This window comes from Bradyrhizobium sp. IC4059 (genome assembly GCF_020193615.1).
Taxonomy (GTDB): Bacteria; Pseudomonadota; Alphaproteobacteria; order Rhizobiales; family Xanthobacteraceae; genus Bradyrhizobium; species Bradyrhizobium yuanmingense.
In genome coordinates this window covers 587,503-611,294 of sequence record NZ_JADYVH010000004.1, presented here as the reverse complement: position 1 = coordinate 611,294, position 23,792 = coordinate 587,503, and the positions used below count along the sequence as shown (strand labels likewise).

General features: G+C 64.8%; 22 protein-coding genes. 11 read left to right on the top strand and 11 right to left on the bottom strand.

Annotated features, from left to right (window positions below):
• Positions 1-76: 76 nt before the first annotated feature.
• Positions 77-685: a response regulator gene (locus tag I6F12_RS16425; protein ID WP_225156831.1), complete on the bottom strand. Its 609-nt coding sequence runs from the start codon at positions 683-685 to the stop codon at positions 77-79.
• A gap of 199 nt (positions 686-884) precedes the next feature.
• Here I6F12_RS16425 and I6F12_RS16420 point away from each other — a divergent pair, with 199 nt between their 5' ends.
• Complete coding sequence (locus I6F12_RS16420) at positions 885-1,913, top strand: AraC family transcriptional regulator (RefSeq protein ID WP_225156830.1); 1,029 nt, start codon at positions 885-887, stop codon at positions 1,911-1,913.
• A 2-nt stretch (positions 1,914-1,915) separates the two neighbouring features.
• On the opposite strand, the gene I6F12_RS16415 is transcribed toward I6F12_RS16420, so the two are convergent.
• Positions 1,916-3,127, bottom strand: coding sequence for an NnrS family protein (locus I6F12_RS16415; protein WP_225126268.1), 1,212 nt, complete (start codon positions 3,125-3,127; stop codon positions 1,916-1,918).
• Positions 3,128-3,256: 129 nt separating this feature from the next.
• Between I6F12_RS16415 and I6F12_RS16410 the strand changes: the two genes are divergently transcribed.
• The gene (locus tag I6F12_RS16410; protein ID WP_036021991.1) at positions 3,257-3,967 is read left to right on the top strand and encodes a Crp/Fnr family transcriptional regulator; all 711 of its coding nucleotides are present in this window, start codon (positions 3,257-3,259) and stop codon (positions 3,965-3,967) included.
• 105 nt (positions 3,968-4,072) lie between these two features.
• On the opposite strand, the gene I6F12_RS16405 is transcribed toward I6F12_RS16410, so the two are convergent.
• A complete protein-coding gene (locus tag I6F12_RS16405) occupies positions 4,073-4,270 on the bottom strand; it encodes a DUF1858 domain-containing protein (RefSeq protein ID WP_035998817.1) in 198 nt (65 codons plus the stop codon).
• 179 nt (positions 4,271-4,449) lie between these two features.
• Entirely contained in the window at positions 4,450-5,802 is a 1,353-nt protein-coding gene (gene hemN / locus I6F12_RS16400) for an oxygen-independent coproporphyrinogen III oxidase (protein ID WP_225139242.1), read from the bottom strand.
• 165 nt (positions 5,803-5,967) lie between these two features.
• Here hemN and I6F12_RS16395 point away from each other — a divergent pair, with 165 nt between their 5' ends.
• The 5 genes from I6F12_RS16395 to I6F12_RS16375 all read left to right on the top strand — a co-directional run bounded on the left by I6F12_RS16395 (position 5,968) and on the right by I6F12_RS16375 (position 11,397).
• Positions 5,968-6,168 (top strand): hypothetical protein, encoded by a 201-nt coding sequence (locus I6F12_RS16395; RefSeq protein ID WP_035998787.1) that lies wholly within the window; start codon positions 5,968-5,970, stop codon positions 6,166-6,168.
• Between the two features lie 302 nt (positions 6,169-6,470).
• On the top strand, positions 6,471-7,568 hold the full coding sequence (nirK, locus tag I6F12_RS16390; RefSeq protein WP_036022006.1) for a copper-containing nitrite reductase: 1,098 nt from the start codon (positions 6,471-6,473) through the stop codon (positions 7,566-7,568).
• 58 nt (positions 7,569-7,626) lie between these two features.
• Positions 7,627-8,505: an SUMF1/EgtB/PvdO family nonheme iron enzyme gene (locus tag I6F12_RS16385; protein WP_225139243.1), complete on the top strand. Its 879-nt coding sequence runs from the start codon at positions 7,627-7,629 to the stop codon at positions 8,503-8,505.
• Positions 8,506-8,669: 164 nt separating this feature from the next.
• A complete protein-coding gene (locus I6F12_RS16380) occupies positions 8,670-9,695 on the top strand; it encodes a Fe(3+) ABC transporter substrate-binding protein (RefSeq protein ID WP_035998784.1) in 1,026 nt (341 codons plus the stop codon).
• Positions 9,696-9,762: 67 nt separating this feature from the next.
• A complete protein-coding gene (locus I6F12_RS16375) occupies positions 9,763-11,397 on the top strand; it encodes an iron ABC transporter permease (protein WP_225156829.1) in 1,635 nt (544 codons plus the stop codon).
• Positions 11,398-11,478: 81 nt separating this feature from the next.
• Here the strand turns inward: I6F12_RS16375 and I6F12_RS16370 are convergent, their stop codons facing one another.
• From I6F12_RS16370 to I6F12_RS16360, 3 genes are read right to left on the bottom strand one after another with little or no spacing between them, the layout of a single operon-like run.
• The gene (locus tag I6F12_RS16370) at positions 11,479-12,114 is read right to left on the bottom strand and encodes a GNAT family N-acetyltransferase (protein WP_225156828.1); all 636 of its coding nucleotides are present in this window, start codon (positions 12,112-12,114) and stop codon (positions 11,479-11,481) included.
• Between the two features lie 21 nt (positions 12,115-12,135).
• Positions 12,136-12,786, bottom strand: a complete 651-nt coding sequence (locus I6F12_RS16365; RefSeq protein WP_035998776.1) for a CoA transferase subunit B — start codon at positions 12,784-12,786, stop codon at positions 12,136-12,138.
• A gap of 18 nt (positions 12,787-12,804) precedes the next feature.
• Complete coding sequence (locus tag I6F12_RS16360) at positions 12,805-13,512, bottom strand: CoA transferase subunit A (protein WP_035998773.1); 708 nt, start codon at positions 13,510-13,512, stop codon at positions 12,805-12,807.
• Positions 13,513-13,799: 287 nt separating this feature from the next.
• Between I6F12_RS16360 and I6F12_RS16355 the strand changes: the two genes are divergently transcribed.
• From I6F12_RS16355 to I6F12_RS16340, 4 genes are all read left to right on the top strand, one after another.
• On the top strand, positions 13,800-15,683 hold the full coding sequence (locus tag I6F12_RS16355) for an AsmA family protein (RefSeq protein WP_225112929.1): 1,884 nt from the start codon (positions 13,800-13,802) through the stop codon (positions 15,681-15,683).
• A 188-nt stretch (positions 15,684-15,871) separates the two neighbouring features.
• Complete coding sequence (locus tag I6F12_RS16350; protein WP_109142529.1) at positions 15,872-17,257, top strand: ABC transporter substrate-binding protein; 1,386 nt, start codon at positions 15,872-15,874, stop codon at positions 17,255-17,257.
• A 96-nt stretch (positions 17,258-17,353) separates the two neighbouring features.
• Positions 17,354-18,226 (top strand): sugar ABC transporter permease, encoded by an 873-nt coding sequence (locus I6F12_RS16345; protein WP_035998764.1) that lies wholly within the window; start codon positions 17,354-17,356, stop codon positions 18,224-18,226.
• Positions 18,223-19,074: a carbohydrate ABC transporter permease gene (locus I6F12_RS16340; RefSeq protein ID WP_035998760.1), complete on the top strand. Its 852-nt coding sequence runs from the start codon at positions 18,223-18,225 to the stop codon at positions 19,072-19,074. Before I6F12_RS16345 ends, I6F12_RS16340 begins: the two co-directional genes overlap by 4 nt.
• A 96-nt stretch (positions 19,075-19,170) precedes the next feature.
• Here the strand turns inward: I6F12_RS16340 and I6F12_RS16335 are convergent, their stop codons facing one another.
• The 4 genes from I6F12_RS16335 to I6F12_RS16320 all read right to left on the bottom strand — a co-directional run bounded on the left by I6F12_RS16335 (position 19,171) and on the right by I6F12_RS16320 (position 23,663).
• The gene (locus I6F12_RS16335; RefSeq protein WP_225156827.1) at positions 19,171-19,983 is read right to left on the bottom strand and encodes an ABC transporter permease subunit; all 813 of its coding nucleotides are present in this window, start codon (positions 19,981-19,983) and stop codon (positions 19,171-19,173) included.
• A gap of 5 nt (positions 19,984-19,988) precedes the next feature.
• A complete protein-coding gene (locus tag I6F12_RS16330; RefSeq protein ID WP_225156826.1) occupies positions 19,989-20,903 on the bottom strand; it encodes an ABC transporter permease in 915 nt (304 codons plus the stop codon).
• Positions 20,900-22,072 carry an ABC transporter ATP-binding protein gene (locus I6F12_RS16325; RefSeq protein ID WP_225156825.1) on the bottom strand — a complete coding sequence of 391 codons (1,173 nt, stop codon included), beginning with the start codon at positions 22,070-22,072 and terminating at the stop codon, positions 20,900-20,902. Before I6F12_RS16325 ends, I6F12_RS16330 begins: the two co-directional genes overlap by 4 nt.
• A gap of 118 nt (positions 22,073-22,190) precedes the next feature.
• Positions 22,191-23,663, bottom strand: coding sequence for a glycerol-3-phosphate dehydrogenase (locus I6F12_RS16320; protein WP_225156824.1), 1,473 nt, complete (start codon positions 23,661-23,663; stop codon positions 22,191-22,193).
• Positions 23,664-23,792 lie beyond the last annotated feature (129 nt).

The window sequence follows — 23,792 nt, the reverse complement described above, 5'->3', positions numbered from 1 at the left end:
GACTTCCGTGGGGCGCCGCCGCGGCGGCACCATGTCTGCGGAACGCCCGGTGCTCCGGGCGGCTTCAGACCTGGGCCTAAGAGCCCTGGCCGAAAATGCGCCGGAGCAGATCGGTTACGTTCTTGGCGCCGGCCTTCTTCAGGACGCTGGCGCGGTAACCTTCGACCGTCCGCGCGCTCAGATGCATCCGCCGGGCGATCCCCTTGTTGGTAAGGCCGGCGGCAAGATGCTCGAGCACGTCGGCTTCGCGCGCGGTCAGAGGTTCGCAGCCCGGCAGCCAGCGTTGCCGGATCGCCCCGGGTTGCGCGAATTGATCGATAGCGGCATCGATCCGGTTGACGATGTCGTGGGTACGGAACGGCTTTTCGATGAAGTCGGCTGCGCCGCTCTTGATGGCGTCGACCGCCATGGCGATGCTGCCGTTCGCCGACGTCACCAGCACCGGCGCCATGCAATTCTCCTCGCGCAGCTGCCTGAGCACCTCGAGAGCGGAGCGATCCGGCGGCATCTCCAGCAGCACACAGGCCGGCATCCGCGTCTTGGCTTCCGAGAGCAGAGAGGCACCATCGGCAAAGCAGATCACGTCATAGGCGCTCTGTTCGAGCGCGGCGGAAAGTTGTTCGCGGGAGGCGGCGTCAGTGTCGATGACGAATACCTCGCCCTTGGAAAGCATGTTCCCCGGCATAGTCCCGATCCAGCAATGTCTTGGTCAAATGGCCCGAGACGGCCGGGCCCCGTCGCGCCCGCCGTCAGTGCGCACGGCATTCACGCCGGTGCATCGGTTTTCCTTATGTATGCGCCGCCGGGTTCCCCGATTTGACGTATTGAGACAGAAACTTTACATTTCGGGACATCTGCGGGTATGGCTGGCAGGAACGGTTTGCATGACCGACCTCATTCGCAGCGCAGGCTTGAGCTGTTACCCCGAGGTCGCCCGGTCGGTCGGGCTGGACCCCGGCCAGATGATGCGCAAGGTCAGGCTGCCGCTGGCCTGCCTCGACCAGCCCGACATCCCCATCGCCGTCACCGGCCTGCGCCGCCTGCTCGAACTGTCGGCAAAGGCCTCCGGCGCCGAGGATTTCGGCCTGCGTCTCGCCGAGCGCGGCGGCCTCACCAATTTCGGCGCGGTCGGCCTGATCGTGCGCGAACAGGCGACCGTCGGCGAAGCGATCGAGGCGTTTTCGCGCTTCATCCATATCCATCACGACGGCATGCGGCTCGACGTCACGCGTGACGAGCGGACCGTGACCATCACGCTGCATTTGCGCGGCCGGCAGCCGCGCGCGCCGCGGCAGTCGATCGACATGGCGCTCGGCAGCGTTCAGCGCATCATCCAGTCGCTGTTCGGAGGCGATTGGCGGCCGCTGGAAGTGCATCTGCACTACCCGCCGCCGCTCGACCGCAAGCGTTACCGCGACTTCTTCGGCTGCCGGGTGATCTTCAATGCGGACGATGATGCGATCCTGTTGTCGGCGCACGACATGCAGCGCCGGATCCCAAGCGCGCATCCCTTGATCGCGAGTTACTTGCGCAAGCGGATCGAGGCGATCGAGAGCAGGCCGGCAAGCTGGGAGGCCAAGGTCGACGAGGTGGTGCGGACCCTGCTCGCCAGCGGCGATTGCACGGTCGAGCGCGTCGCCGAGCATCTGGCCTGCACCCGCCGCACCATCCACCGCCGCCTCGCCGCATCGGGCACCAGCTTCTCGGCCATCCTGGACGCGCAGCGCGCCGATCTCGTGCTCCAGCTGATCGAGGATCACACCCGGCCGCTGGCCGACATCGCGGTGCAGCTCGGCTTCTCCGCGCAGAGCGCCATGGCGCGCTGGTTTCGCGGCCGCTTCGGCTGCACCATCACCGATTGGCGCAAGGGCGTGCGGCCTCGCTCCGCACCGCCCTCGGCAAGTGCAGCCTGACTTCAGCGCGCGGGGGCGGGCACGCCCATCGTGGCGAGCGCCCGCCGCCCGCTGCCGGCGAGCAGCGGACCGAACGCGACGGCAAATCCGAGGAAGGCGAGGATCCAGCCGCAGGCAGCGACGTACAGCAGCACGTCGCCATACGCGGGCAACACGACGGCACCGATTCGGGCCAGAGCCGCGATGACGATTGCAGCATAGATTGCCTGGACCGCCGGCGAAGCCGTCAGCGCCTGTCCGGTATGGCCGAGGCTGGCGCGGGTCATCACCGCGAGCGTCATCGTTCCCGCAGCACCCGCCATCCAGGCATGGATGCCGGCGCTCGGCGGCAGCTCGCCGAAGGCGGCCACAGCGTTCAGGATGAAGCCGAGCGGCACGAAGACATAACCGACATGCAGGATCAGCAGCAGCCGCTCTCGCGTAGTGCGGTCGCCGGCCCAGCGTGCAAGCCGAACCAGATGCAGCACGCCGACTGCCGCCATCGCGACGCCGGTGATCATGTTCAGCGGTGCCGCGATCCATGCGATCAGCGCCAGCGCGCTCAAGCCGATCACCGCGCCATCGAATCGTCCGAACGGCACCGGCAGGCGGCCGGGATTGAACTTGACCAGCCAGTTGCGGGTGAAGCTCGGAATGACGCGGCCGCCGATCAAGCCGATCAGCAGGACGACCACGCCGATGCCGACGCGGATGCTGACGTCGGCCGCGCCTGCGTAATGCGTCTCGACATGGAAGGCGACGTTGCCGGCGAGCAGAACCAGCACCAGCCCCACCACCGGCAGGTTGCGCCAGTTGCCGCCCGCGATGATCTCGCGCGTTGCGGCGGCAACGACCAATGCCAGGAACGCGGCATCGACGACCAGTGCAAACGTCCAACCGGTATTCGCCGACAGCGTCACCGCGACGCGTCCGGCAAGCCAGACCGTCACCAAGCCTGCGAGCGGCGCGCCCTGGATCGGCAGGCGCCCCGTCCAGTTCGGGATGGCGGTAAAGAGGAAGCCGGTGATGACGGCCGGCAGGAAGCCATAGAGCATCTCGTGGATGTGCCAATCGCGCGGCGCGAATGCGGAACTCACCGACAATTCGCCGTAGAACATCGGCAGCCAGACCAGGATCGACAACGCCGCCTGGATTGCGGCGAGCAGGAAAAAGGGGCGAAAGCTGTTCGCAAACAGCGGCCAGCCCGTAAAGTTGCGGGATCGGGCGCCAGCCATGGGTCAACTCCAATCAAATCAGACTGTTGCTTGGAAAAATACTGCCACCGGGCGGCCTCGTTTTGCGCTAACGCAAACTACCTGACGATTGCAGGTGCCATCACACTCCCTGATGCCAGGGGAGGCAGAATGGCCAAGGTCGACACATCGCTGGTTGCGCATTTGCCGCTGTTTGCGGGGATGACGCCGGAAGCTCTCGACGAGATCCTGCGTGAGGCCCGCTCGGCGCGCTATCCCAAGAACAGTGCGATCTTCGAGCAGGGGGCGGACGCGCAGTCCTTCTTCCTGCTGCTGCACGGCCATGTCCGCGCGGCCAAGACCACACCTGCCGGCGAGCAGATCGTGGTGCGCTATGTCACGCCCGGCGAGACGTTCGGGCTCGCGATGGCGATCGGAGCCGCGCGGTATCCGGCGACGGCCATGGCGGTCGACGACAGCGTCGTGCTGATCTGGCCGACTTCGGCCTGGCCGCGGCTGGTCGAGCGGTTTCCGGCGCTTGCCGCCAACACGCTCCAGACCGTCGGCACGCGGCTGCAGGAAAGTCACACCCGCATCCTGGAAATGTCGACCCAGCAGGTCGAGCAACGCGTCGCGCACGCGCTGCTTCGCCTCGCCAAGCAATCCGGCAAGAAGCTCGACCACGGCATCGAGATCGACTTCCCGATCAGCCGCCAGGACATCGCGCAGATGACGGGCACCACGCTGCACACCGTCAGCCGCATCCTGAGCGGCTGGGAGAGCCAGGGCCTGGTCGAGAGCGGCCGCCAGCGCATCATTCTGCGCGAGCCGCACAAGATTGTGGTTCTGGCGGAACGGAGCGTCGACAGCGGCACGGCGTGAGAGACACCTCTCTGCTCAAGTCAGGGATGAGGCGCGCTTCCGCTTACGGCGAAAGCGCGCTCATCATCCGGGAACCCACGCACACCTGCGCGATTCCTGATCGTTTCACGCCGGCACGCACTCGATCAGCGCGGCGAGGAACTTGTCGCGGTCAATGCCATGCTCGCGGCAGGCGTCATCGACCGTGTGGAAGGTCGCGATCGGACAGCCGACGCAAGCCATCCTGAAGGCGAGAAACACGCGGATCGTGTGCGGCGCCGAATGCATGATGTCATCGACCAGATCGTCGGATCGGAAGGACATGGACAACTCCATTCCGATCGACGATAGCGACGCGGGACCGAGTTTCTTTGTTGGAGCGCAAGCTGGCTCGTCATTGCGGGGCGCGCGTAGCGCGAACCCGGAATCCATCGAGCAGCAACCAGTGCAGTGAAATGGATTCCGGGTTCGCGCCAAGAGGCGCGCCCCGGAATGACGGGGGGCTACACCGCCCGACTGTGCAACTGCTTGCCTGGATCCAGATGCGCATCGAACGCAGCGGCGACGCTGCGGACCAGGAAGCGCGAGTCCTTGGCGACAGCGAGTCGATCGCCCTCCACCCTCACGACGCCGTCGGAAATCAGCGGCTTCAGACGCGAGGCAGATTTCAGCATGGCGCCGGCCTCCGCGCCATGGCGCGCGCAGATGTCACCGAGATCGGCACCGAACTCGCACATGATGCGTTCGATAATGTCGGCGCGCAGCCGGTCGTCATCGGTGAGGCCGTAACCCTTCGCGGTGGCGAGGCGGCCGGCAGCGATGCTCTGCGAATAGGCGCCGATCTGCACCTCGTTCTGGACATAGCCCTGCGGCAGGTGCCCAATCGCGCTGGCGCCGAAGCCGAGCAGGACTTCGCTCCGGTCGGTGGTGTAGCCCTGGAAGTTGCGCCGCAGCGTGCCCTGCTCGAACGCCACGGCCATGGCATCGTCGGGCCGCGCGAAATGATCGAGCCCGATCTGCACGTAGCCGGCCTCTTTCAAGGCATTGGCGATGGCGCAGGCCTGGTCGTGGCGCGCAAGGCCGTCGGGCAACACGCCTTCATTGATCATGCGCTGGTGCTTCTTGAAGGCTGGCACGTGAGCATAGCCGAACACCGAGAAGCGGCTGGGTGAAAGCGCGAGGCTGCGTCGCACCGTCTCCAGGCACGAAGCCACTGTCTGGTGCGGCAGTCCGTAGATCAGGTCGAAGTTGACACCCTCGATCGCAGCGCCGCGGAGCATCTCGACCACGGAGGCCGTCTGCGCGAAGCTCTGCACACGGTTGATCGCCCGCTGCACCACCGGGTCGAAGCTCTGCACGCCGAGGCTCGCGCGGTTGACGCCGGAGAGCCGCATCGCCTCGACCATGTCCGCGCTCAATGTACGGGGATCGATCTCGACCGCGATTTCCGCCGAGGGCAGCACGAAGAATTCCTGGCGCATCGTCGCCATCAGCTCGGCAAAGGCGTCCGGCGCCATGATCGTCGGCGTACCGCCGCCGAAATGAATGTGCTCGACCTTGATGCGGTGGCCGATGGTTTCGGCCGTCAGCGCGATCTCTCTGCGTAGCGTCCGCTGGTACCCGGCGATCAGTTCGTCGCGGCGGACGATCTGGGTATGGCAGCCGCAGTACCAGCACATCTCGCGGCAGAATGGCACGTGCAGATAGAGCGATGCGCTGGCGGCCACCGGCAGCTCCGCCAGCCAGCGGGCATAGGCGTCCGGACCGATCGCGGGCGTGAAATGCGGTGCGGTCGGATAGCTGGTGTAGCGAGGCAGGCGCTCCTCGCCGTAGATCGCCGCAAGATCAGCTCTCATAAGTTACCCATTCGTAAATGCCCGCCGCGCGCGAGACATCGCGGCAAATCACGGAATGAATTCAAATAACCCGGATCGGCGGACGCGGCTTTGCGCTCGCGCAAAGCGCGGATACCGGTTCCCGGCCATGGTGAGAAAAAATCGCGGCCATCCGGAGCGTTCGCCATGAGGCTTTTCGCACTCGAACTCATTCTCTCCCTGCTCGACGTCCGCGGCCATATCCCGCGTTTCGACGACTTCCGGCCGGCCCCGGCCGCGCCGGCCCCCGCCGGCGCGGTGCGCGCCCTGGCGGCCGCGATCGCCGTCTTCGTCGCGCTGTCATTGGCGATCTGGGGATTGGTCTGGCTCGCCGTGAACCTGCTCTGAACGGACGCGCCTTCGCCAAGGCCTGTCTTGCGATCTCGTCCACGCGCATGAGCGGGGCAACCGAGATCGTCATCCAGCTTGAACATGCAAACGAGTTGCCGCTGAGTTGACGCTCGGCCTCGATCGGCATCGCGCCTGCGGACGCGGTGAGTTGCCATCGCCGATCCCGCTCCTTCGAGAAATCTAGGTCATGTTGCCGAACGCGAATCCGGCGGAAGCTTGTCGCAGCACAAACACGCTTGCCGCAATCGGCGCACACTGCACTCCGTCATCAAAACCATTTCAGATGAAGGATGCTTCCGATGTTCACCCGCAGAGCCGCATTGATCAGCGCCGCCGCGACCGCCCTGATGTTGGCGATCCCGGCTTTCGCCGCCGGCGATCTCAAGCTGCCGCGTCAGAAGGTAGAGCTGGTCGCTCCGCCCTTCGTGCACGCGCACGAGCAGGCCACGACACAGGGCCCCAAGATCGTCGAGTTCAGGATGACGATCGAGGAGAAGAAATTCGTCATCGACGACAAGGGCACCACCTTCCAGGCGATGACGTTCAACGGCTCGATGCCGGGCCCGCTCATGGTCGTGCACGAGGGTGACTATGTCGAGCTGACACTAGTCAATCCCGCGACGAACACCATGCCGCACAACATCGACTTCCATTCCGCGACCGGCGCGCTCGGCGGCGGCGAGCTCACGCTCATCAATCCCGGCGAGCAGGTCGTGCTGCGCTGGAAGGCGACCAAGACCGGCGTGTTCGTGTATCACTGCGCACCGGGCGGCCCGATGACCCCCTGGCACGTCGTCTCGGGCATGAACGGTGCCGTGATGGTGCTGCCGCGTGAGGGGCTGAACGACGGCAAGGGCCGCGCGCTGAAATACGACAAGGTCTACTATATCGGCGAGCAGGACATGTACGTGCCGCGCGACGAGAAGGGCAACTTCAAGTCCTACGAATCGCCGGGCGAAGCCTTCACCGAGACCGAAGAGGTGATGAAGAAGCTGACCCCGACCCATGTCGTGTTCAACGGCAAGGTTGGCGCGCTCACCGGCAAGAACGCGCTCACCGCGAAGGTCGGCGAGAACGTGCTGATCGTGCACTCGCAGGCCAATCGCGACAGCCGTCCGCATCTGATCGGTGGCCACGGCGACTATGTCTGGGAGACCGGCAAGTTCGGCAACGCGCCCGAGGTCGGGCTCGAGACCTGGTTCATCCGCGGCGGCTCGGCGGGAGCTGCGCTGTACAAGTTCCAGCAGCCCGGCATCTACGCCTATGTCACGCATAACCTGATCGAGGCGGCCAGTCTCGGCGCCACCGCGCACTTCAAGGTCGAAGGCAAGTGGAACGACGATCTGATGATGCAAGTGAAGGCGCCTGCCGAAATACCTCCTGCCAGCACCAACTAGACGCGACGAAGGGGCCGGTCATCGCCGGCCCCTTTTTTCCTTCTGCGGAGGAATGATTGTGCTGATCGCATTCAAGCTCAAGCTGGCACTTGCCTGCGCGGCCGGGCTTGCGGGGCCGCTGGCCGTTGCGCCTCTGGTCTCGGAGCTGACGATGCGCCATGCCGTCGGCGAGCCGGCCTTGGTCGAGGTCGCCCCGGGCAGCTTCGCCTATCGCGAGGCCGGCGATTTCACCCGCGGCGGACAGCAGGCGGAAGCGCCGATGCGCACCATCCGGATCAACCGGCCGCTGCGCATCATGCGGAATCAGGTCGCTTCATCCGACTATCAGCATTGCGTGCAGGATGGCGCCTGCCGCGCACTCGATCGCGACGTGGCAATCGCCCCCGATCGCCCAGCAGTGCAGGTGAGCTGGCACGATGCCGAGGCCTACGCAGGCTGGCTATCGCGCAAGACCGGCCATCAATACCGCCTGCCGAGCGACGAGGAATGGGCCTTTGCCGCCGGCTCCCGATTCAAGGACGACGGCGCACCGGTCGATGCAAGCGACCCTTCGAAGCGCTGGATCAGCCGCTATGAGCGCGAATCCGAACGCGACCTCTCCGACACCACGGCTCATCGCTTCGGCAAGTTCGGCCCGAACGAACATGGCGTCGAAGACCTCGCCGGCAATATCTGGGAGTGGACCGCGACGTGCTTCGTGCGCTCGCGTGTCGATGATTCCGGCAATCCCGGCCGCGCGACCGTGAATTGCGGCGTGCGCGTCGCCGAGGGTGCGCACCGCGCCTATGTCACCGACTTCATCCGCGACGCCCGTGCCGGCGGCTGCGCCCAGGGCGTGCCGCCCGCCAATCTCGGCTTCCGCCTGGTGCGCGAGGAGACGTCGTGGCTGGCCAGCGTCTCGCAGCGCCTGAGCAAGATGAGGCCGGCAGGATCATAGGGCGTCAATTATTTCCCATGACCGTCGCTTCAGTATTAGAATGAGTCTAAAAGATACTTTGGAATTGCTCTAAGCTTATGCTCTCGCGACATCGCGTCGCTAACGTTGGCCCCCCGCCTGCGCTACTCAATCGGCGTTCAATCTCGCGCCTGGGAGCAGCCCTTATGATCTATCTTCGCGTCCTCGCCGCGTCTGCGGCGGTGTTGAGCCTGACCACGTCTTTCGTGTCGGAGGCAGCCGCCAACGGCGAGGTCAACGTCTATACCTACCGCGAGACCAAGCTGATCCAGCCGCTGTTCGATGCGTTCACCAAGGACACGGGCATCAAGGTCAACGTCGTCTCCGCAAGCTCCGGTCTGGAGCAGCGCATGAAGGCGGAAGGGGCCAACAGTCCGGCCGACGTGCTGCTGACGGTGGACATCGGCCGCATCGACGAGGCCGTGCAGGCCGGCGTCACCCAGCCGATCAAGTCGGAGGCGGTCGACAAGGTCGTGCCGGCGCAATATCGCGATCCGGACGGACACTGGGCCGGCATCTCCATGCGCGCGCGCGTGATCTATGCCTCGAAGGATCGCGTCAAGCAGGACAAGATCACCTATGAGGAGCTCGCCGATCCCAAGTGGAAGGGCAAGATCTGCATTCGCTCGGGCCAGCACATCTATAACAACGCGCTGTTCGCGGCCTACGCGGCCAAGTACGGCGAGGCCAAGGCCGAGGAATGGCTGCGGGGCCTGAAGGCGAATCTCGCGCAGAAGCCGTCGGGCGGCGATCGCGAAGCCGCGCGTGACGTCGCCGCCGGCAAATGCGATATCGGCATCGGCAACACCTATTACTGGGCGCTGATGATGAACAACGATCCCGAGAAGAAGCCGTGGGCGGAGGCGACCCGCGTCATCCTGCCGACCTTCGAGGGCGGCGGCACCCACGTCAACCTCTCCGGCGTGCTGCTCGCCAAGAACGCGCCCAACAAGGCCAACGGTACCAAGCTGATCGAGTGGCTCGTCAGCGAGCAGGCGCAGCAGATGTATGCCGACCAGAACTACGAATATCCGGTTCGGAGCGGTGTCGCCGTCAATGCGACCATCGCCGGCTACGGCAAGCTCGTCCCGGATCCGTTGCCGATCGCAAAGATCGCCGCCAACCGCAAGGCTGCGGCCTCGCTGGTGGACAAGGTCGGCTTTGACAACTGATCTCTGGCGGCCCACGTCTATCGAACTGCTGGAAGCTACGAGCACACGGCCTCGATCGAGGGGCCGTGTGCGGGCCGGTCGCGCCGCAACCGCCATCGCGATCGCAACCGCGGTCCTGGTCGCGGCGCCCGTGATCTCGATCGTTTCGCTGGCTTTGCAGCCGGCATCCGATGTGTGGCACGACCTGATCAACTACGTGCTGCCGGCCGCCCTTCTCGACACTGCCCTTCTGCTCGTCGGGGTCGGCGCGGTCACACTTTTGATCGGCGCCGGCACTGCATGGGTGATGTCGCGCCACGATTTTGCCGGCCGGGGCATGCTGCTGTGGCTGATGCCGCTGCCGCTGGCGATTCCGACCTATCTTGCGGCGTACGTCTATGCCGATCTGTTCGAACCGCTAGGCCTGGTGCATCGCACCCTGGCGATCTGGCTGCCGTTGGGCGATGCCCTCGGCCTTCTGCCCAACCTCCGCTCGCTGCCGGGCGCCATCTTCGTGATCGGGCTCGTGCTCTACCCTTACGTCTATCTCTCGGCGCGTGCGACGTTCCAGGTTCAGTCAGCCGAATTCGCGGAAGCGGCCACGACGCTGGGCGCCGGCCGATGGACCATCTTGTGGCGCGTTTCACTGCCGATGGCGCGGCCGGCGCTGGCGGTCGGCGTGGCGCTGGTCGCGCTGGAAACGCTCAACGACATCGGAGCCAGCGAATATCTCGGCATCCGCACGCTGACGGTCTCGATCTTCACCACCTGGCTCAACCGCGGCAGCCTTGCCGGTGCAGCGCAGCTCGCATGCCTGATGCTTGCGATCGTCGCCGGCCTGATCGCGATGGAGCGTTACGGCCGTCGCAACGCCAGCATCGAATTCTCGGCCGAAAGCCCGCATGTGAGGCGGCGAACCCCGCTGTCGGGCGCAAGAGCGTCGATCGCGTTTGCGGTCTGCGTGCTGCCGGTGCTGATCGGCTTCGTGGTCCCGCTGCTCTATCTGGCGCATCAGGCTCTCGGCCGCGGCCTGCTTGCAAATTTCGACCCGCTGCTGTGGCGCCACACCTTCCATTCGTTTGCCTTTGCAGGGCTCGCAACGCTCATGGCCTTGATGCTTGCGCTCGCCACGACGATCGCGCATCGCTTGCGGCCGGATCCTCTGCGATATGTCGCGCTGAGCATCGCGCAGGCCGGATACGCGCTGCCGGGTCTCGTCATCGCTCTCGGCCTGCTCACCCCGGTCCTGGCGGTCGACAATGCGCTGAGCGCGGTCGCGACCTGGACCGGACGTTCGCTTCCGGGGCTGGTCCTGGTCGGCTCCGGGATGGCCGTCGTGATCGCCTACACGATTCGTTTTCTGGCTGTGCCGGTCGGCATGATCAAGGCCGGGTTCGACAGCATTCCGAGCGACTATGACGAGAGCGCACGCGCGGTCGGCGCCGGCCAGGGGGTCATGTTGAGGCAGATCTATCTGCCGTTGCTCCGGCCCGCGATGCTTGGCGCCGTCATCATCATGTTCGTCGACTGCCTGAAGGAGCTGCCGGCAACGCTGCTCCTGCGGCCCCTCAACGTCGAAACGCTGTCCACGTCGATCTACCAGTACGCAAGCCGCGGCAATTTCGAGGACGGCGCGCTCGCGGCCCTCCTGATCATCGCCGCGAGCATCGGCCCAGTTGCCTGGCTGACCCGGTTCTCCGAGGTGCCGAGCGGCCCCGCTTGAAGGGGCACATCGTCCGCACATTCATGGCGCTTCGACCAATTGATAGCAAACGCTTGGTTGTCGCCGGTGCCTGCAACCTGCTCAAATCTTCCGCGCGAACATGCGAAAACCGGGCGCGCCGATGATTGCCTCGAAATTCGGGTCGCGCTTCTCTTCCGCGAAGACAAAACCCGCCTTCGCGTAGGCGCGCTCGGCCGGCTCGTTGCCGATCAGGAACGATATCGTCGCCCGGGCAAACCCAGCTGCCCGCCCTTTGTCCAGCGCATGCGCGATCAACGCCTGCATCAAGCCACGACCACGATAGGCAGGGTCGGTCGCGACATGCTCGATCATCCAGTCGCCCTCGCCGCCCTGGACCCAGCAAGCTCGCGAATAGGCACCGCGCTGGCGGATGGCGTCGAGCTCTGACGCCGTCAGCCCAATTGAGAGACCGACCTCTTCGACCGCGCGCCATGCCGCCGGTCCGGTGCCGGCTGCCGGCACGGCGCAAAGTGCAGCAGCGGGCTTGCCATCAATCTCGGCGACCAGGAACTGCGAAAAATGCCACATCGACACCGCCCGTGCGACGGCGACGCGCGCGACGAAAGCGAGGCACTCCGCTTCCGGCCAGCCGAGCGCCACGTCGAACCAGCCGCGCGGCCGGTGGCCGCGCGTCGAATTCAGGATGGTTTGTGCGATGAATTCGGCATCTTCGGGACGCGCGGACCGTATCGTCATGCGCGCCCCTTTACGACGACCCTACGTGTTCTTCAGCGCGACGCGGAATTCGGCTTCGGTCTTGGACTTGATCTCGTCGAGCGTGACGCCGTCGGCGAGCTCGATCAGCGCCATGCCGCCATCGCCGTGCTTGTCGATGGTGAAGACGGCAAGATCAGTGACGACCATGTCGACGACGCGCTCGCCGGTCAGCGGCAGATTGCACCTCTTCAGGAGCTTCGGGCCGTCCTTGGCCGAATGCTCCATCACCACCACGACGCGCTTAACGCCGGCGACGAGATCCATCGCGCCGCCCATGCCCTTGACCATCTTGCCGGGGATCATCCAGTTGGCGAGATCGCCGTTCTGGGCCACCTGCATGGCGCCGAGGATCGAGAGATCCATGTGGCCGCCGCGGATCATGCCGAAGGAATCCGCGCTCGAGAAATACGAGGTCGACGGCAGCTCGCTCACCGTCTGCTTGCCGGCGTTGATGAGATCGGCGTCTTCCTCGCCCTCATAGGGGAACGGCCCCATGCCGAGCATGCCGTTCTCGCTCTGCAAGGAGACGTCCATGCCATCGGGGATGTAGTTCGAGACCAGCGTCGGGATGCCGATGCCGAGATTGACGTAGTAGCCGTCGCGCAATTCCTTCGCGGCGCGCGCGGCCATCTGTTCACGGGTCCAGGCCATGTGAGTCTCCTGTTGCGCTTAAGCGGCGGTACGCGGGCGGGTGTTGCGGAATTCGATGCGCTTCTTGGCCGTGCCGACCTCGACGATGCGCTTCACGAAGATGCCGGGCGTGTGGATGTGGTCGGGATTGAGTTCACCGGCGGGAACCAGATGCTCGACCTCGGCCACCGTGATCTTCGCGGCGGTCGCCATCATCGGGTTAAAGTTGCGCGCAGTCTTGCGGTAGATCAGGTTGCCGGCGGTGTCGCCCTTCCAGGCGTGCACAATGGCGAGGTCGGCGAACAGGCCGCGCTCCATCAGGTACTTCTCGCCGTCGAATTCCTTCACTTCCTTGCCTTCGGCGATTAGCGTGCCGACGCCGGTCTTGGTGTAGAAGGCCGGGATGCCGGCGCCGCCGGCGCGGATGCGCTCGGCCAGCGTACCCTGCGGATTGAATTCGAGTTCCAGCTCGCCGGCGAGGTATTGCTGGGCGAACAGCTTGTTCTCGCCGACATAGGACGAGATCATCTTCTTGATCTGGCGGGTTTCGAGCAGGCGGCTGAGGCCGATGCCGTCGACGCCGGCATTGTTCGAGACCACGGTCAGGCCCTTGACGCCGGAATCCCGGATCGCGTCCGACAGCTCCTCGGCAATGCCGCAGAGGCCGAAGCCGCCCGACATGATCATCATATTGTCTTTTAGAATGCCTGACAGCGCCGACTTGGCGTCGGGATAGACCTTGTTCATGCAAAAAACCTCGACTGAACCTTGGGCTGGCGGGCGTCGCGCCTCATTGGCGGCGATTATTAGGCGAAATCGTCCGAAGCCGTCAATGATACGGGGTTCTCCGCTCCGCCCCCGGGTGATAGAAGCTGCCCATGCCGTGGGCATAACCGCGCAGCGGCCTTGAAAGCGTCAAGAAAACCCATCAAGTTGCGGTACTTAACACCATAGGATCTGGGCGTCGGCACACACGTTTCGCGGCCCGCCCTTCTGGCTCCAACCACCAACCCGATCAGGACATGCCATTGACCATGGCCCAAGGAATGAAGCGCCTCGGGACGCCGATCGCGGCGCTGCTCGGCGTCGCGCTGATCGCCCTGATCGCGACCTCCTGGCTCATCAACCGCGACGCGCTGCGCAAGGCGGTCGAAGCGCAGATCCGCGACGTCACCGGGCTCGAGCTCAATGTCGCAGGCAGCATCGAGATCTCGGTGCTTCCGGCGAGCTACATCTCCTTCCGCGACGTCGGCCTCAAGGGCGGCGGCACCAGCGCTCCCGCGCTCCAGGTCGACGTGCTTACCGCGAATTTGCGGCTGCTGCCGCTCCTGCTTCAGCGTTTCGAGATCGCCGACCTGACGCTGCTGCGGCCGCGCATCCACGTCAGCCTGAAGCCGGACGGCGAGAGCAACTGGACGCCATTCATCCAGACCATCGCACGCACCATGAAGCCCGGGGCCGAGAACCAGGTCTCGTTCTCCGAAATCCGCATCCAGGACGGCGTGCTCGATTACGAGGACGTTGCCACGCGTGCCAACGAGAAGCTCGAGGACATCGACCTGTCGCTGGCCTGGCCTTCGATCTCGCGCTCTTTTGCCGCGACCGGGCAGTTCGACTGGCGCGGCGAGCGCGTCGACGGCTCGATCAGCTTTTCCGATTTCGTCGCCGCCCTCTCCGGCGACCGCTCCGGCCTGAAGGCGCGCATCGCCAGCGCGCCGCTCAAGCTCGCCTTCGACGGCAGCGTCGCCAATCGCACCAGCGCGATGATGGAGGGCACGCTCACAGTGGACAGCCCGTCCTTGCGCAACGCGCTGCGCTGGACCGGACAGCCGCAGCCCGGCAGCGGCGGCTTCGGCCGCTTCGTGCTGAAGGCGCGCGCCAACGTCGTCGGCGCCTCGATCGCGCTCACCAATGTCAACGTCGAGCTCGACGGCAATGCCGCCGAAGGCGTCATGACCTACGCCAATAACGGCCGGCAGACGCTGCAGGCCACGCTCGCCGCCGACGCGCTCGACTTCACACCTTATATCTCGACGTTCCGCCTGCTCGCGAGTGGGGCGCGCGACTGGAACAGGCAGCTGTTCGACCTCCAGGGATTGTCGACCACCGACCTCGACATGCGCCTGTCGGCGGCCAAGCTGACCGTCGGACCCACGCGGCTCGGCCGCACCGCGATCGGCGCCAATTTGCGCAACGGCACGCTGGCGCTCTCGGTCGGCGAGGCGCAGGTCTATGGCGGGATCGCCAAGGGCTCGTTCGGCATCGCGCGGTCCGATACGGTCGCCGACATCAAGGCGCAATTCCAGTTCACCGATGTCGATCTGCAGGCCTGCGCCACCGAGCTGTTCGGCCTCAACAAGCTGTCCGGCCGCGGCAACATCAACGTCTCGCTGTTCGCCTCGGGCTCGAGCCCGTTCGGCCTCGTGCAGTCGCTCGACGGCAGCGCCACCGTGACCGGGCATAACGGCGCGATCGCGGGCTTCAATGCCGAGCAGCTGCTGAAGCGGCTGGAGCGGCGGCCGCTGTCGGGCGGCGGCAATTTCCGCAGCGGCTCGACGCCATATGACAAGCTCACGATCGCCGTGAAATTCTCCGACGGCATCGCAACCGCCGAAGACATCCGCATCGAAGGCCCGGCGGCCAAGATCACGCTGACCGGCACCGCTTCGGTGCCGACCCGCGAATACGACATGAAGGGCGTGGCGAGCCTCAACACGGCGTCCGGCTTTCAATTGCCCTTCATGGTGCAGGGCCCCTGGGACGATCCCCTGATATTCCCCGATCCCGAAAGCCTGATCCGGCAGTCGCCGGCGGCGTCTCCCTTCCTCGATCTCCTCAAGCAGCGCATCACGGGTGGAAAGCGCCCGGAGGGATCGCCGACCGCCGAAAATGCGAAAGAGGGCGCGAAGTCGAACTGACGATTGTGCGACGTGGAGCGCGCGCGAATTGATCCCGGTGAATTGATGCGGCGATTGGATCGATGCGCGCATGATGCATCTCCGACGCGCTACGACCTTGGTCCGACAAGATGCGTTGATTGCGCTACCACCATGCGCTAGTGTTTTATACGACCGGTTAAAACACCGGCCGTTTGAGGGAGAAAAACGTGAAATCCAAGGTTATTGGCGCAGTTTCATTGGCGGTCGCTGCGGTCGGGCTGTTTGCCGCCACTGCGCCCGCATTTGCACAACAGAAGACGATCACGGTGTGGTGGGTCAAAGGCTTTTACAAGTCCGAGGACGAAGCGCTCGCCGAGACGATCAAGAAGTTTGAAGCCAAGACCGGCATCAAGGTCGAATTGTCGCAATACGCGATCCAGGACATGATTCCGAAGACCGTCGCAGCGCTCGATGCGGGCACCGTGCCCGACGTCGCCTATTCCGACAGCTACGACGTGCAGGTACAGGGCAAGTGGGCCTATGAGGGCAAGCTCGAGGACCTCACCGACGTCATGGAGCCGATCAAGGGCCGGTTCGTGCAGAACACGCTGGACGCCTCGATCCTCTACAACGACGTCGCCAAGAAGAAGGCCTATTACGGCTTCCCGCTGAAGCAGCAGAGCATGCACGTCCAGATCTGGAACGACATGCTGGAGAAAGCCGGCTTCAAGCAGAGTGACATCCCGAACGACTGGACCGGCTACTGGAGCTTCTGGTGCGACAAGGTGCAGCCGGCGATCCGTAAGGCCACAGGCCAGCGCATCTATGCCGTCGGCCAGCCGATGGGCGTGGAATCCACCGACTCGTTCCAATCGTTCTACACCTTCATGGACGCCTACCACGTCAAGCTGGTCGACGACGACGGCAAGCTGCTGGTCGACGACCCCAAGGTCCGCGACGGCCTGATCAAGGCGCTGAAGGACTACACCGACACCTACACCAAGGGCTGCGCCCCGCCCTCCGCGACCACCTGGAAGGACCCGGACAACAATGTCGCCTTCCACAACAAGACGATCGTGATGACCCACAACTTCACGATCTCGATCGCAGCAAAATGGTACGAGGAGTCACAGAACCAGAACCTCACGCCGGAACAGCGCGAGGCCGGCAAGAAGGCTTATGAGCAGGACATCGTCACGGCGTCCTTCCCCAAGGCTCCCGATGGCTCGACCATCAAGTATCGCTCCGACGTCAAGACGGGTCTGATCTTCACCGCGGCCAAGAACAAGGCCGAGGGCAAGCAGTTCCTCAACTTCCTGCTGCAGGAAGAGAACATCCGTCCCTACATCGAGGGCGCGCTCGGCCGCTGGTTCCCGGTGACGAAAGAAAGCCAGGAAAGCCCGTTCTGGCAGGCCGACAAGCACCGCAAGGCCGTCTACACCCAGTTCAAGGGCGGCACCTCTCAGTTCGACTTTACCAGGAACTGGAAGTTCACGATCTTGAACAATGAGAACGTGTGGGCGAAGGCGATGAACCGCGTCGTCAGTGAGAAGGTTCCGGTCGACAAGGCCGTCGACGAACTCATCGCCCGCATCAAGCAGGTCGCGGGCTGAGTCGTCCGCCCATCTCTCCGCATTGCGGGGGAGAGTGCAACAACAACAACACCGGCCGCGTCTCGCGGCCGGCTTCTCTTTGAAGAGTCCGAAAGAATGGCGATCACGCTCTCTGGCGATCAGGCAATACCCGGCCCGCCCCTGTCGTCGCGGCTGACCCCGGCGCAGGTCTGGGGCATCCTCCTGCTAACACCTTATCTGCTCGTCTTCCTTGCCTTTGTCGTCTACCCCGTCTGCTACGGGCTCTGGCTGGCACGCGATCCGGCGAACTATGTGGCGCTGTATCACGACCCGATCTTCGCGCGCGCTGCAATCAACACGCTGATCTTCCTGGTCGTCGGCATCAACATCAAGATGATGATTGCGCTGTTCCTGTCCGGCTTCTTCGCACAGCAGCGCACCTGGATCAGATGGCTGTCGGTGATCTTCATCCTGCCTTGGGCGGTGCCGTCGATCCCGACCATCCTGTCGGTGCGCTTCATGCTCAATCCCGAATGGGGCATGGTCAACCACTTCATCTTCTCCCTGACCGGCGATGACGGCCCGAACTGGCTGAACGACCCGACCGTCGCGCTGTGCATGGCGATCGCCGTGCACATCTGGAAGTCGCTGCCGTTCTGGACGCTGATCCTGATCACCGGGCGCCTTGCGATCTCGCACGATCTGTTCGAGGCCGCCGAGGTCGACGGTGCCAGCTGGTGGCAGAAATTCCGCTACATCACCTGGCCGTCGATGCAGACGCTCTACGTCACCTGCACGCTGCTCTCGATGATCTGGACGCTGGGCGATTTCAACAGCGTCTACCTGCTCACCGGCGGCGGACCTGCCGACCTCACGCACGTGCTGGCGACGCTCGGCATCCGCTATCTTCGGCTCGACCAGCTCTCGCTCGCGATGGCATCCATCGTCTGCGCGATGCCGTTCGTCCTGCCACTGGTTTACTTCATGATGAAACGGTTGTCGCGATGAAGCTTCCCTCCCTCCGTGACGTCGCGACGGAAGCGCGGCTGCTGCTGATCGGCATTCCCGTCTTCCTGTGGACGATGATCCCGATCTACCACATGTTCCTGTTCGCGATCTCCCCGAAGGAGGACGCGTTCTCGGGCAAGCTGTGGCCGGATCATCCGACGCTGCACAACTTCGAAATCGTGTTCAAGCAGCAGCACTACTTCCTGCGCGACTTCTACGCCCAGTTCTGGAATTCGACGCTGATCGCAGTCTCCGTGGGCGTGCTCACGCTGTTCATCGCGACCGCCGCGGCGTTCGCGATTTCGCGATTGAAGGTGCCGGGCGGCCGCGCCGTGCTGAACCTCGCGCTCTTCACCTATTTCATTCCGGCGGCGTTCCTCGCGGTCCCGATGTATCGCACGATGGGCAATTACGGCCTGCTCAACAATCACTGGTCGCTGATCCTGGCCATGGTGACGATCGCCTCGCCTTACGCGATCTGGGTGCTGAAGCAGGCCTCGGACAAGCTGCCGGTGGAGCTGGACGAAGCCGCCGTGATGGACGGCGCCACCACGCTGCAGATCTTCCGCCTGGTCTATTTGCCGCTGATGATGCCCTCGCTGGTCGCGATCGGCACCTATGCGGTGCTGCTGGCTTGGAACGAGTATCTCTACGCGTTCCTGCTGCTGTCGAACGACCGCGACATCACCCTTCCCGTCGCGCTCGGCAACTTCCTCGCCGCCGACGACTCGCCGTGGGAGCTGCTGATGACGACGGGCTTCATCTACGCGCTGCCGCCGGCCGCGGTCTATTACGCCTTCCGCCGCTACATGGTGGGCGGGCTCACGGCGGGTGCGGTGAAGTCGTAAGCTCTTCTTTCGTCATTGCGAGCGAAGCGAAGCAATCCAGACTACCTCCAGACTGGATTGCTTCGTCGCAAGAACTCCTCGCAATGACAGCAGAGCCTACAGCGGCGCAGCGCTCTCACCTCGCGAGCTCGACAGCTTCGAAGCGAGCGAGGCGATAACGATGACGACTGCGATCAGGGCAATCACCAGCGTGCAGATCGCGTTGATCTCGGGCTTCACGCCGAGCCGCACCTCCGAATAGATGCGGATCGGCAGCGTCGCCGAGCCTGGGCCCGTGGTGAAGCTCGCGATCACGAGATCGTCGAGCGACAGCGTGAACGCCAGCATCCAGCCGGCGACGATCGCAGGGGCGATCAGCGGCAGCGTCACGGCAACGAACGCACCGACGGGATTGCAGCCGAGATCCATCGCCGCCTCCTCCAGCGAGCGATCGAGCGAGCCGAGGCGCGACTGCACGACCACCGTGACGAAGCACATGGTGAGCGTGGTGTGGGCGATCGTCACCGTCCAGAAACCGCGCTCGGCGTTCAGCGCAACGAACAGCAAGAGCAGCGACAATCCGGTGATCACCTCCGGCATCACCAGCGGTGCGTAGAGCATGCCTGAGAACAGGGTGCGACCACGAAAGCGTTCACCGCGCGACAGCGCCACCGCTGCGAGCGTGCCGAGCAGCGTCGCGATCGTCGCGGAGGCGACCGCGACCCGCAGGCTCATCCAGGCCGCCTCGATCATGGCGCGATCGTTGAACAACTCATGATACCAGCGCAGCGACCAGCCGCCCCACACCGTCACCAGGCGCGAAGCGTTGAAGGAATAGAGAACGAGGATCAGGATCGGCAAATAGAGGAACGCCAGCCCCAGCGCGAGCGAGGCGATGTTGAAGCGGGACAGGCGGGAGATCCTGCGCATCGCCGCTAGCTTCCCTGCTCCAGCTGCCGCTTCTGCAGCCGTTCGTACAGCAAGAGCGGCACCAGCAGCACGACGAGCAGCACGATCGCCGCAGCGGAGGCGACCGGCCAGTCCTTGTTGGTGAAGAATTCGAGCCACAGGGTCTGGCCGATCATCAGCGCGTTGGAGCCGGCCAGGAGATCCGGGATGACGAATTCGCCGACGATCGGGATGAAGCACAGCAGCACGCCGGCGCCGACGCCGGGCAGCGACAGCGGAAAAGTCACGAGCCAGAACACCTGCCAGGGCGGCGCGCCGAGATCGGAGGCCGCCTCCTCCAGCGCCGGCTCCATCTTGGCGAGCGTGGCGTAGAGCGGCAGCACCATGAATGGCAGGTAGGAATAAACGATGCCGATATACATCGCGGCGTCGGTGGCGAGCCACACCACTGGCTGGCTGACCAGATGCAGCGCGAGCAGGATCTGGTTGAGCAGGCCGTCGTGCTGAAGAATGTTGATCCAGGCATAGATGCGGATCAGGAACGAGGTCCAGAACGGCACGATCACAAGCACCATCGCCACCGCCTGCCAGCGCTTCGGCAGCCGCGCCATGCCATAGGCGATGGGATACCCGATCAGCAGCAACAGCGCGGTCGCCGTAAGGGCGACGGTGAGGCTGCGGATATAGGCGAAGACGTAGATGTCGTCGGAGCCGAGCAGCCTGAAATTGTCGACCGACAGCGCGGCAAAGGCCGCCTTAAGCGCGTCCCATCCCGCGGTCAGGTCGAACACCGGCTCGTAAGGCGGCTGCGCGATCGCGGTCTGCGACAGGCTGATCTTGAGCACGAAGGCGAACGGCACCAGGAAGAACAGCACCATCCAGGCATAGGGCGCGATCGCGGCAAAGCGCGCGGGTCTTGCAAAGATGCGGCGGGAGCTCATGCTTGCAGCACCACGCAATCATCAGGCGTGAACCAGGCGACGACATGCTGGTTCAGGTTGTAGGCATCGACGTCGAGCCGCGCGCTGTTGGCGACCGACGCCTGCAGCATCCCGCCGGTGTCGAGCTTCACCTTGTAGGTGGTGGTACCGCCGAGATAGCAGATGTCGGCGATCACGCCCTCGAGCGTGTTGATCGCCGTCTCGCGACCGGCCTCGTTGACCGGGGCCCGGCGCGACAGCTTGATCTTCTCGGGGCGGATCGCGACCGCCAGTTTTCCGGCGCCGACGGCCTCGCGCGGCTCGGTCACCACCAGCGCGCCCGCATCGCGGGTGCCAATGACCAAACGACGACCGTCGCGCAATTTCGATTCGCCGTCGAACAGATTGATGTCGCCGACGAACTCGGCGACCCAGCGCGAACGCGGCGCCTCGTAGAGCTCGCGGGGGCTGGCGACCTGGGCGAGCTTTCCGGCGTTCATCACGCCGATTCTATCAGCCATCGTCATCGCCTCCTCCTGGTCGTGGGTGACGATGATGAAGGTCATGCCGAGCCGCCGCTGCAGCTCCATCAGCTCGGCTTGCGTGCTCTCGCGTAGCTTCTTGTCAAGCGCTGCGAGCGGCTCGTCGAGCAGCAGGAGCTGCGGCCGGCGCGCCAAGGCGCGGGCGAGCGCCACGCGCTGGCGCTGACCGCCGGACAGCTGGTCCGGCTTGCGCTTCTCCAATCCCTCGAGCTTGACCAGCGCCACCATCTCCACGACGCGCGTGGCGATGTCGGCACGCGGCATGCCGGCGCGCTTCAGGCCGAAGGCAATGTTGTCGCGTACCGACAGATGCGGGAACAGCGCATAGTTCTGGAACATCATGTTGATCGGGCGCTCGTGCGGCAGCGCCTGCGCGATATCCTTGCCGCCGAGCAGGATACGCCCCTCGTCCGGCGCCTCGAAGCCCGCGAGCATGCGCAAGAGCGTGGTCTTGCCGCAGCCGCTCGGGCCGAGCAGCGCGAAGAACTCGCCGGCCTTGATATCGAGCGACACGCCGTCGACGGCGCGGAACGTACCGAAGGTCTTGGCGACGCCCTCGATGAGCAGCAGCGGCTGGCCGGCCGCCGGACATGCGTCTCCGCCAGCCGTTTCAGCCGCAACGTTCATCCCGGGCAACTCTTCCGCCATGGTCCCTGCCAAACCCGATTCCGCCGCACGCTAGCGGCCGATTGGCTTTTGCTCAACCGGTTCGGGGAAAACTTACATCGCGCCGCCGTAGCCCGGATGGAGCGAAGCGGAATCCGGGCTACACCAGTGACCGGCTCAGATCCGCCATGAACGCCGCCAGCGCGTCGTGGTCCGTCGCAGGCATTGTCAGGCCCAGCTTGGAACGGCGCCACAGAACGTCATCCGGAAAACGCGCCCACTCGCAGGTCATGAGATATCGCACCTCCGCGCCGGTCAGTTCGGGACCGAAGGCTGGGCCAAGCTCTTTTCGCGTCCTTGCTTCACCGAGCACGGCCGCCAATCGCGAGCCGTAGGCCGCGACCAGGCGCTGGGCTTCCGGCTCGGACAGAAAGCGCCAGCGCTCGCGTGCGAGGTCGACCTCGGTGTCGAAACGATCCCAGGCGAAATCTCCACCTGGCAGCGCTGCGCCGGCGGTCCAGGGCGGCGACATCGGATAGAACGGCGTCAGCCTCGTCACCGCCCGCTCGGCGCGCCGGCGCGCGGTGGTGAGGTCGCCGCCGAACATCGTGATCAGCGGTGCCTTGCGCCGGCGCGCGTGGAACAGGGTTGTGCCCTCGCGTTGCCGCGCGGACGCCGGTCTCAGATTGACGCCGCAGACCGCCCGGACCACGTCGGTCGGGGCGACGCGCTCGCGGAAGTAGCGGCTCGCCGCTTCGCAGAGATAACCGACATCGGCCCCTCGCACCGCCACGATGGCGGGGTCGCCGGTGAAATCGTGCGTGACTGTGCCGATCAGCGTGAACGCGCGCTCAAACGGGCTTGCGAAGATCAGTCGGCCGTCGCTGTTCTGGAACACGTAGACATTGTCTGAATCGAACAGCCTGGGCACGATGATCTGGCTCATCTGCATGGCCGTCGCGGCGGGCTGCGGCTGGCGCAGGACGGTCTCCGCGACGATCGAGGTCCAGCCGCCACTGGTATTGGCCAGCGCCCTTGCTGTAACGGAGCGGCGGTGGCCGCGATCGACCACGGCGAGCCGCCAGATGTCGGTTCGGTCGGCACGCACGCAGCGCGCCCCGGTCCGGATCGTCGCACCACGCTCGGCGGCGTCCAGCGCCGTGAGCACGACAAGGCGGGAATCGTCGACGATACAGTCCGAATATTCGAACGCCGTGCCGAACGGGCGCTTCAGCGCGTTGCCGACCGGGTGATGGGTGATGTCGAGGGTCGTCGATCCGGGCAGGCCGCTCCGGCCGACGAGGACGTCATAAAGAAACAGGCCGGCCCGCAGCAGCCACGGCGGACGCTCGTCCACATGTGCAGGAATCACGAAACGCATCGGCCGCACCAGATGCGGCGCGATGGCGAGCCAGGTCCGGCGCTCGGCCAGTGCCCGGCGCACCCGCCAAAAGCCGCGGCGCTCCAGCACCGAGAGATCGCCGTGGATCAGCCGCGGTGTGGCCGACGACGCCGCGCCGCCGAGATCGCCCTGCTCGAACAGGATCACCCGCAGGCCGCGGCCCGCCGCATCGCGGGCGAGGCTGACGCCGTTCAGGCCGCCGCCGATGATCGCGAGGTCGTAATCCGCCATGAAGCCGTCGAATGGGAGCGAACACTCTCATCACTAGAGCGATTTCCGTTCCGATGAAATCGGAACGGTGGCTCTAGATTCATATTGTGACGCGTTTTCTTGACGCGAGTCGGTGTCCACTCCGCTACG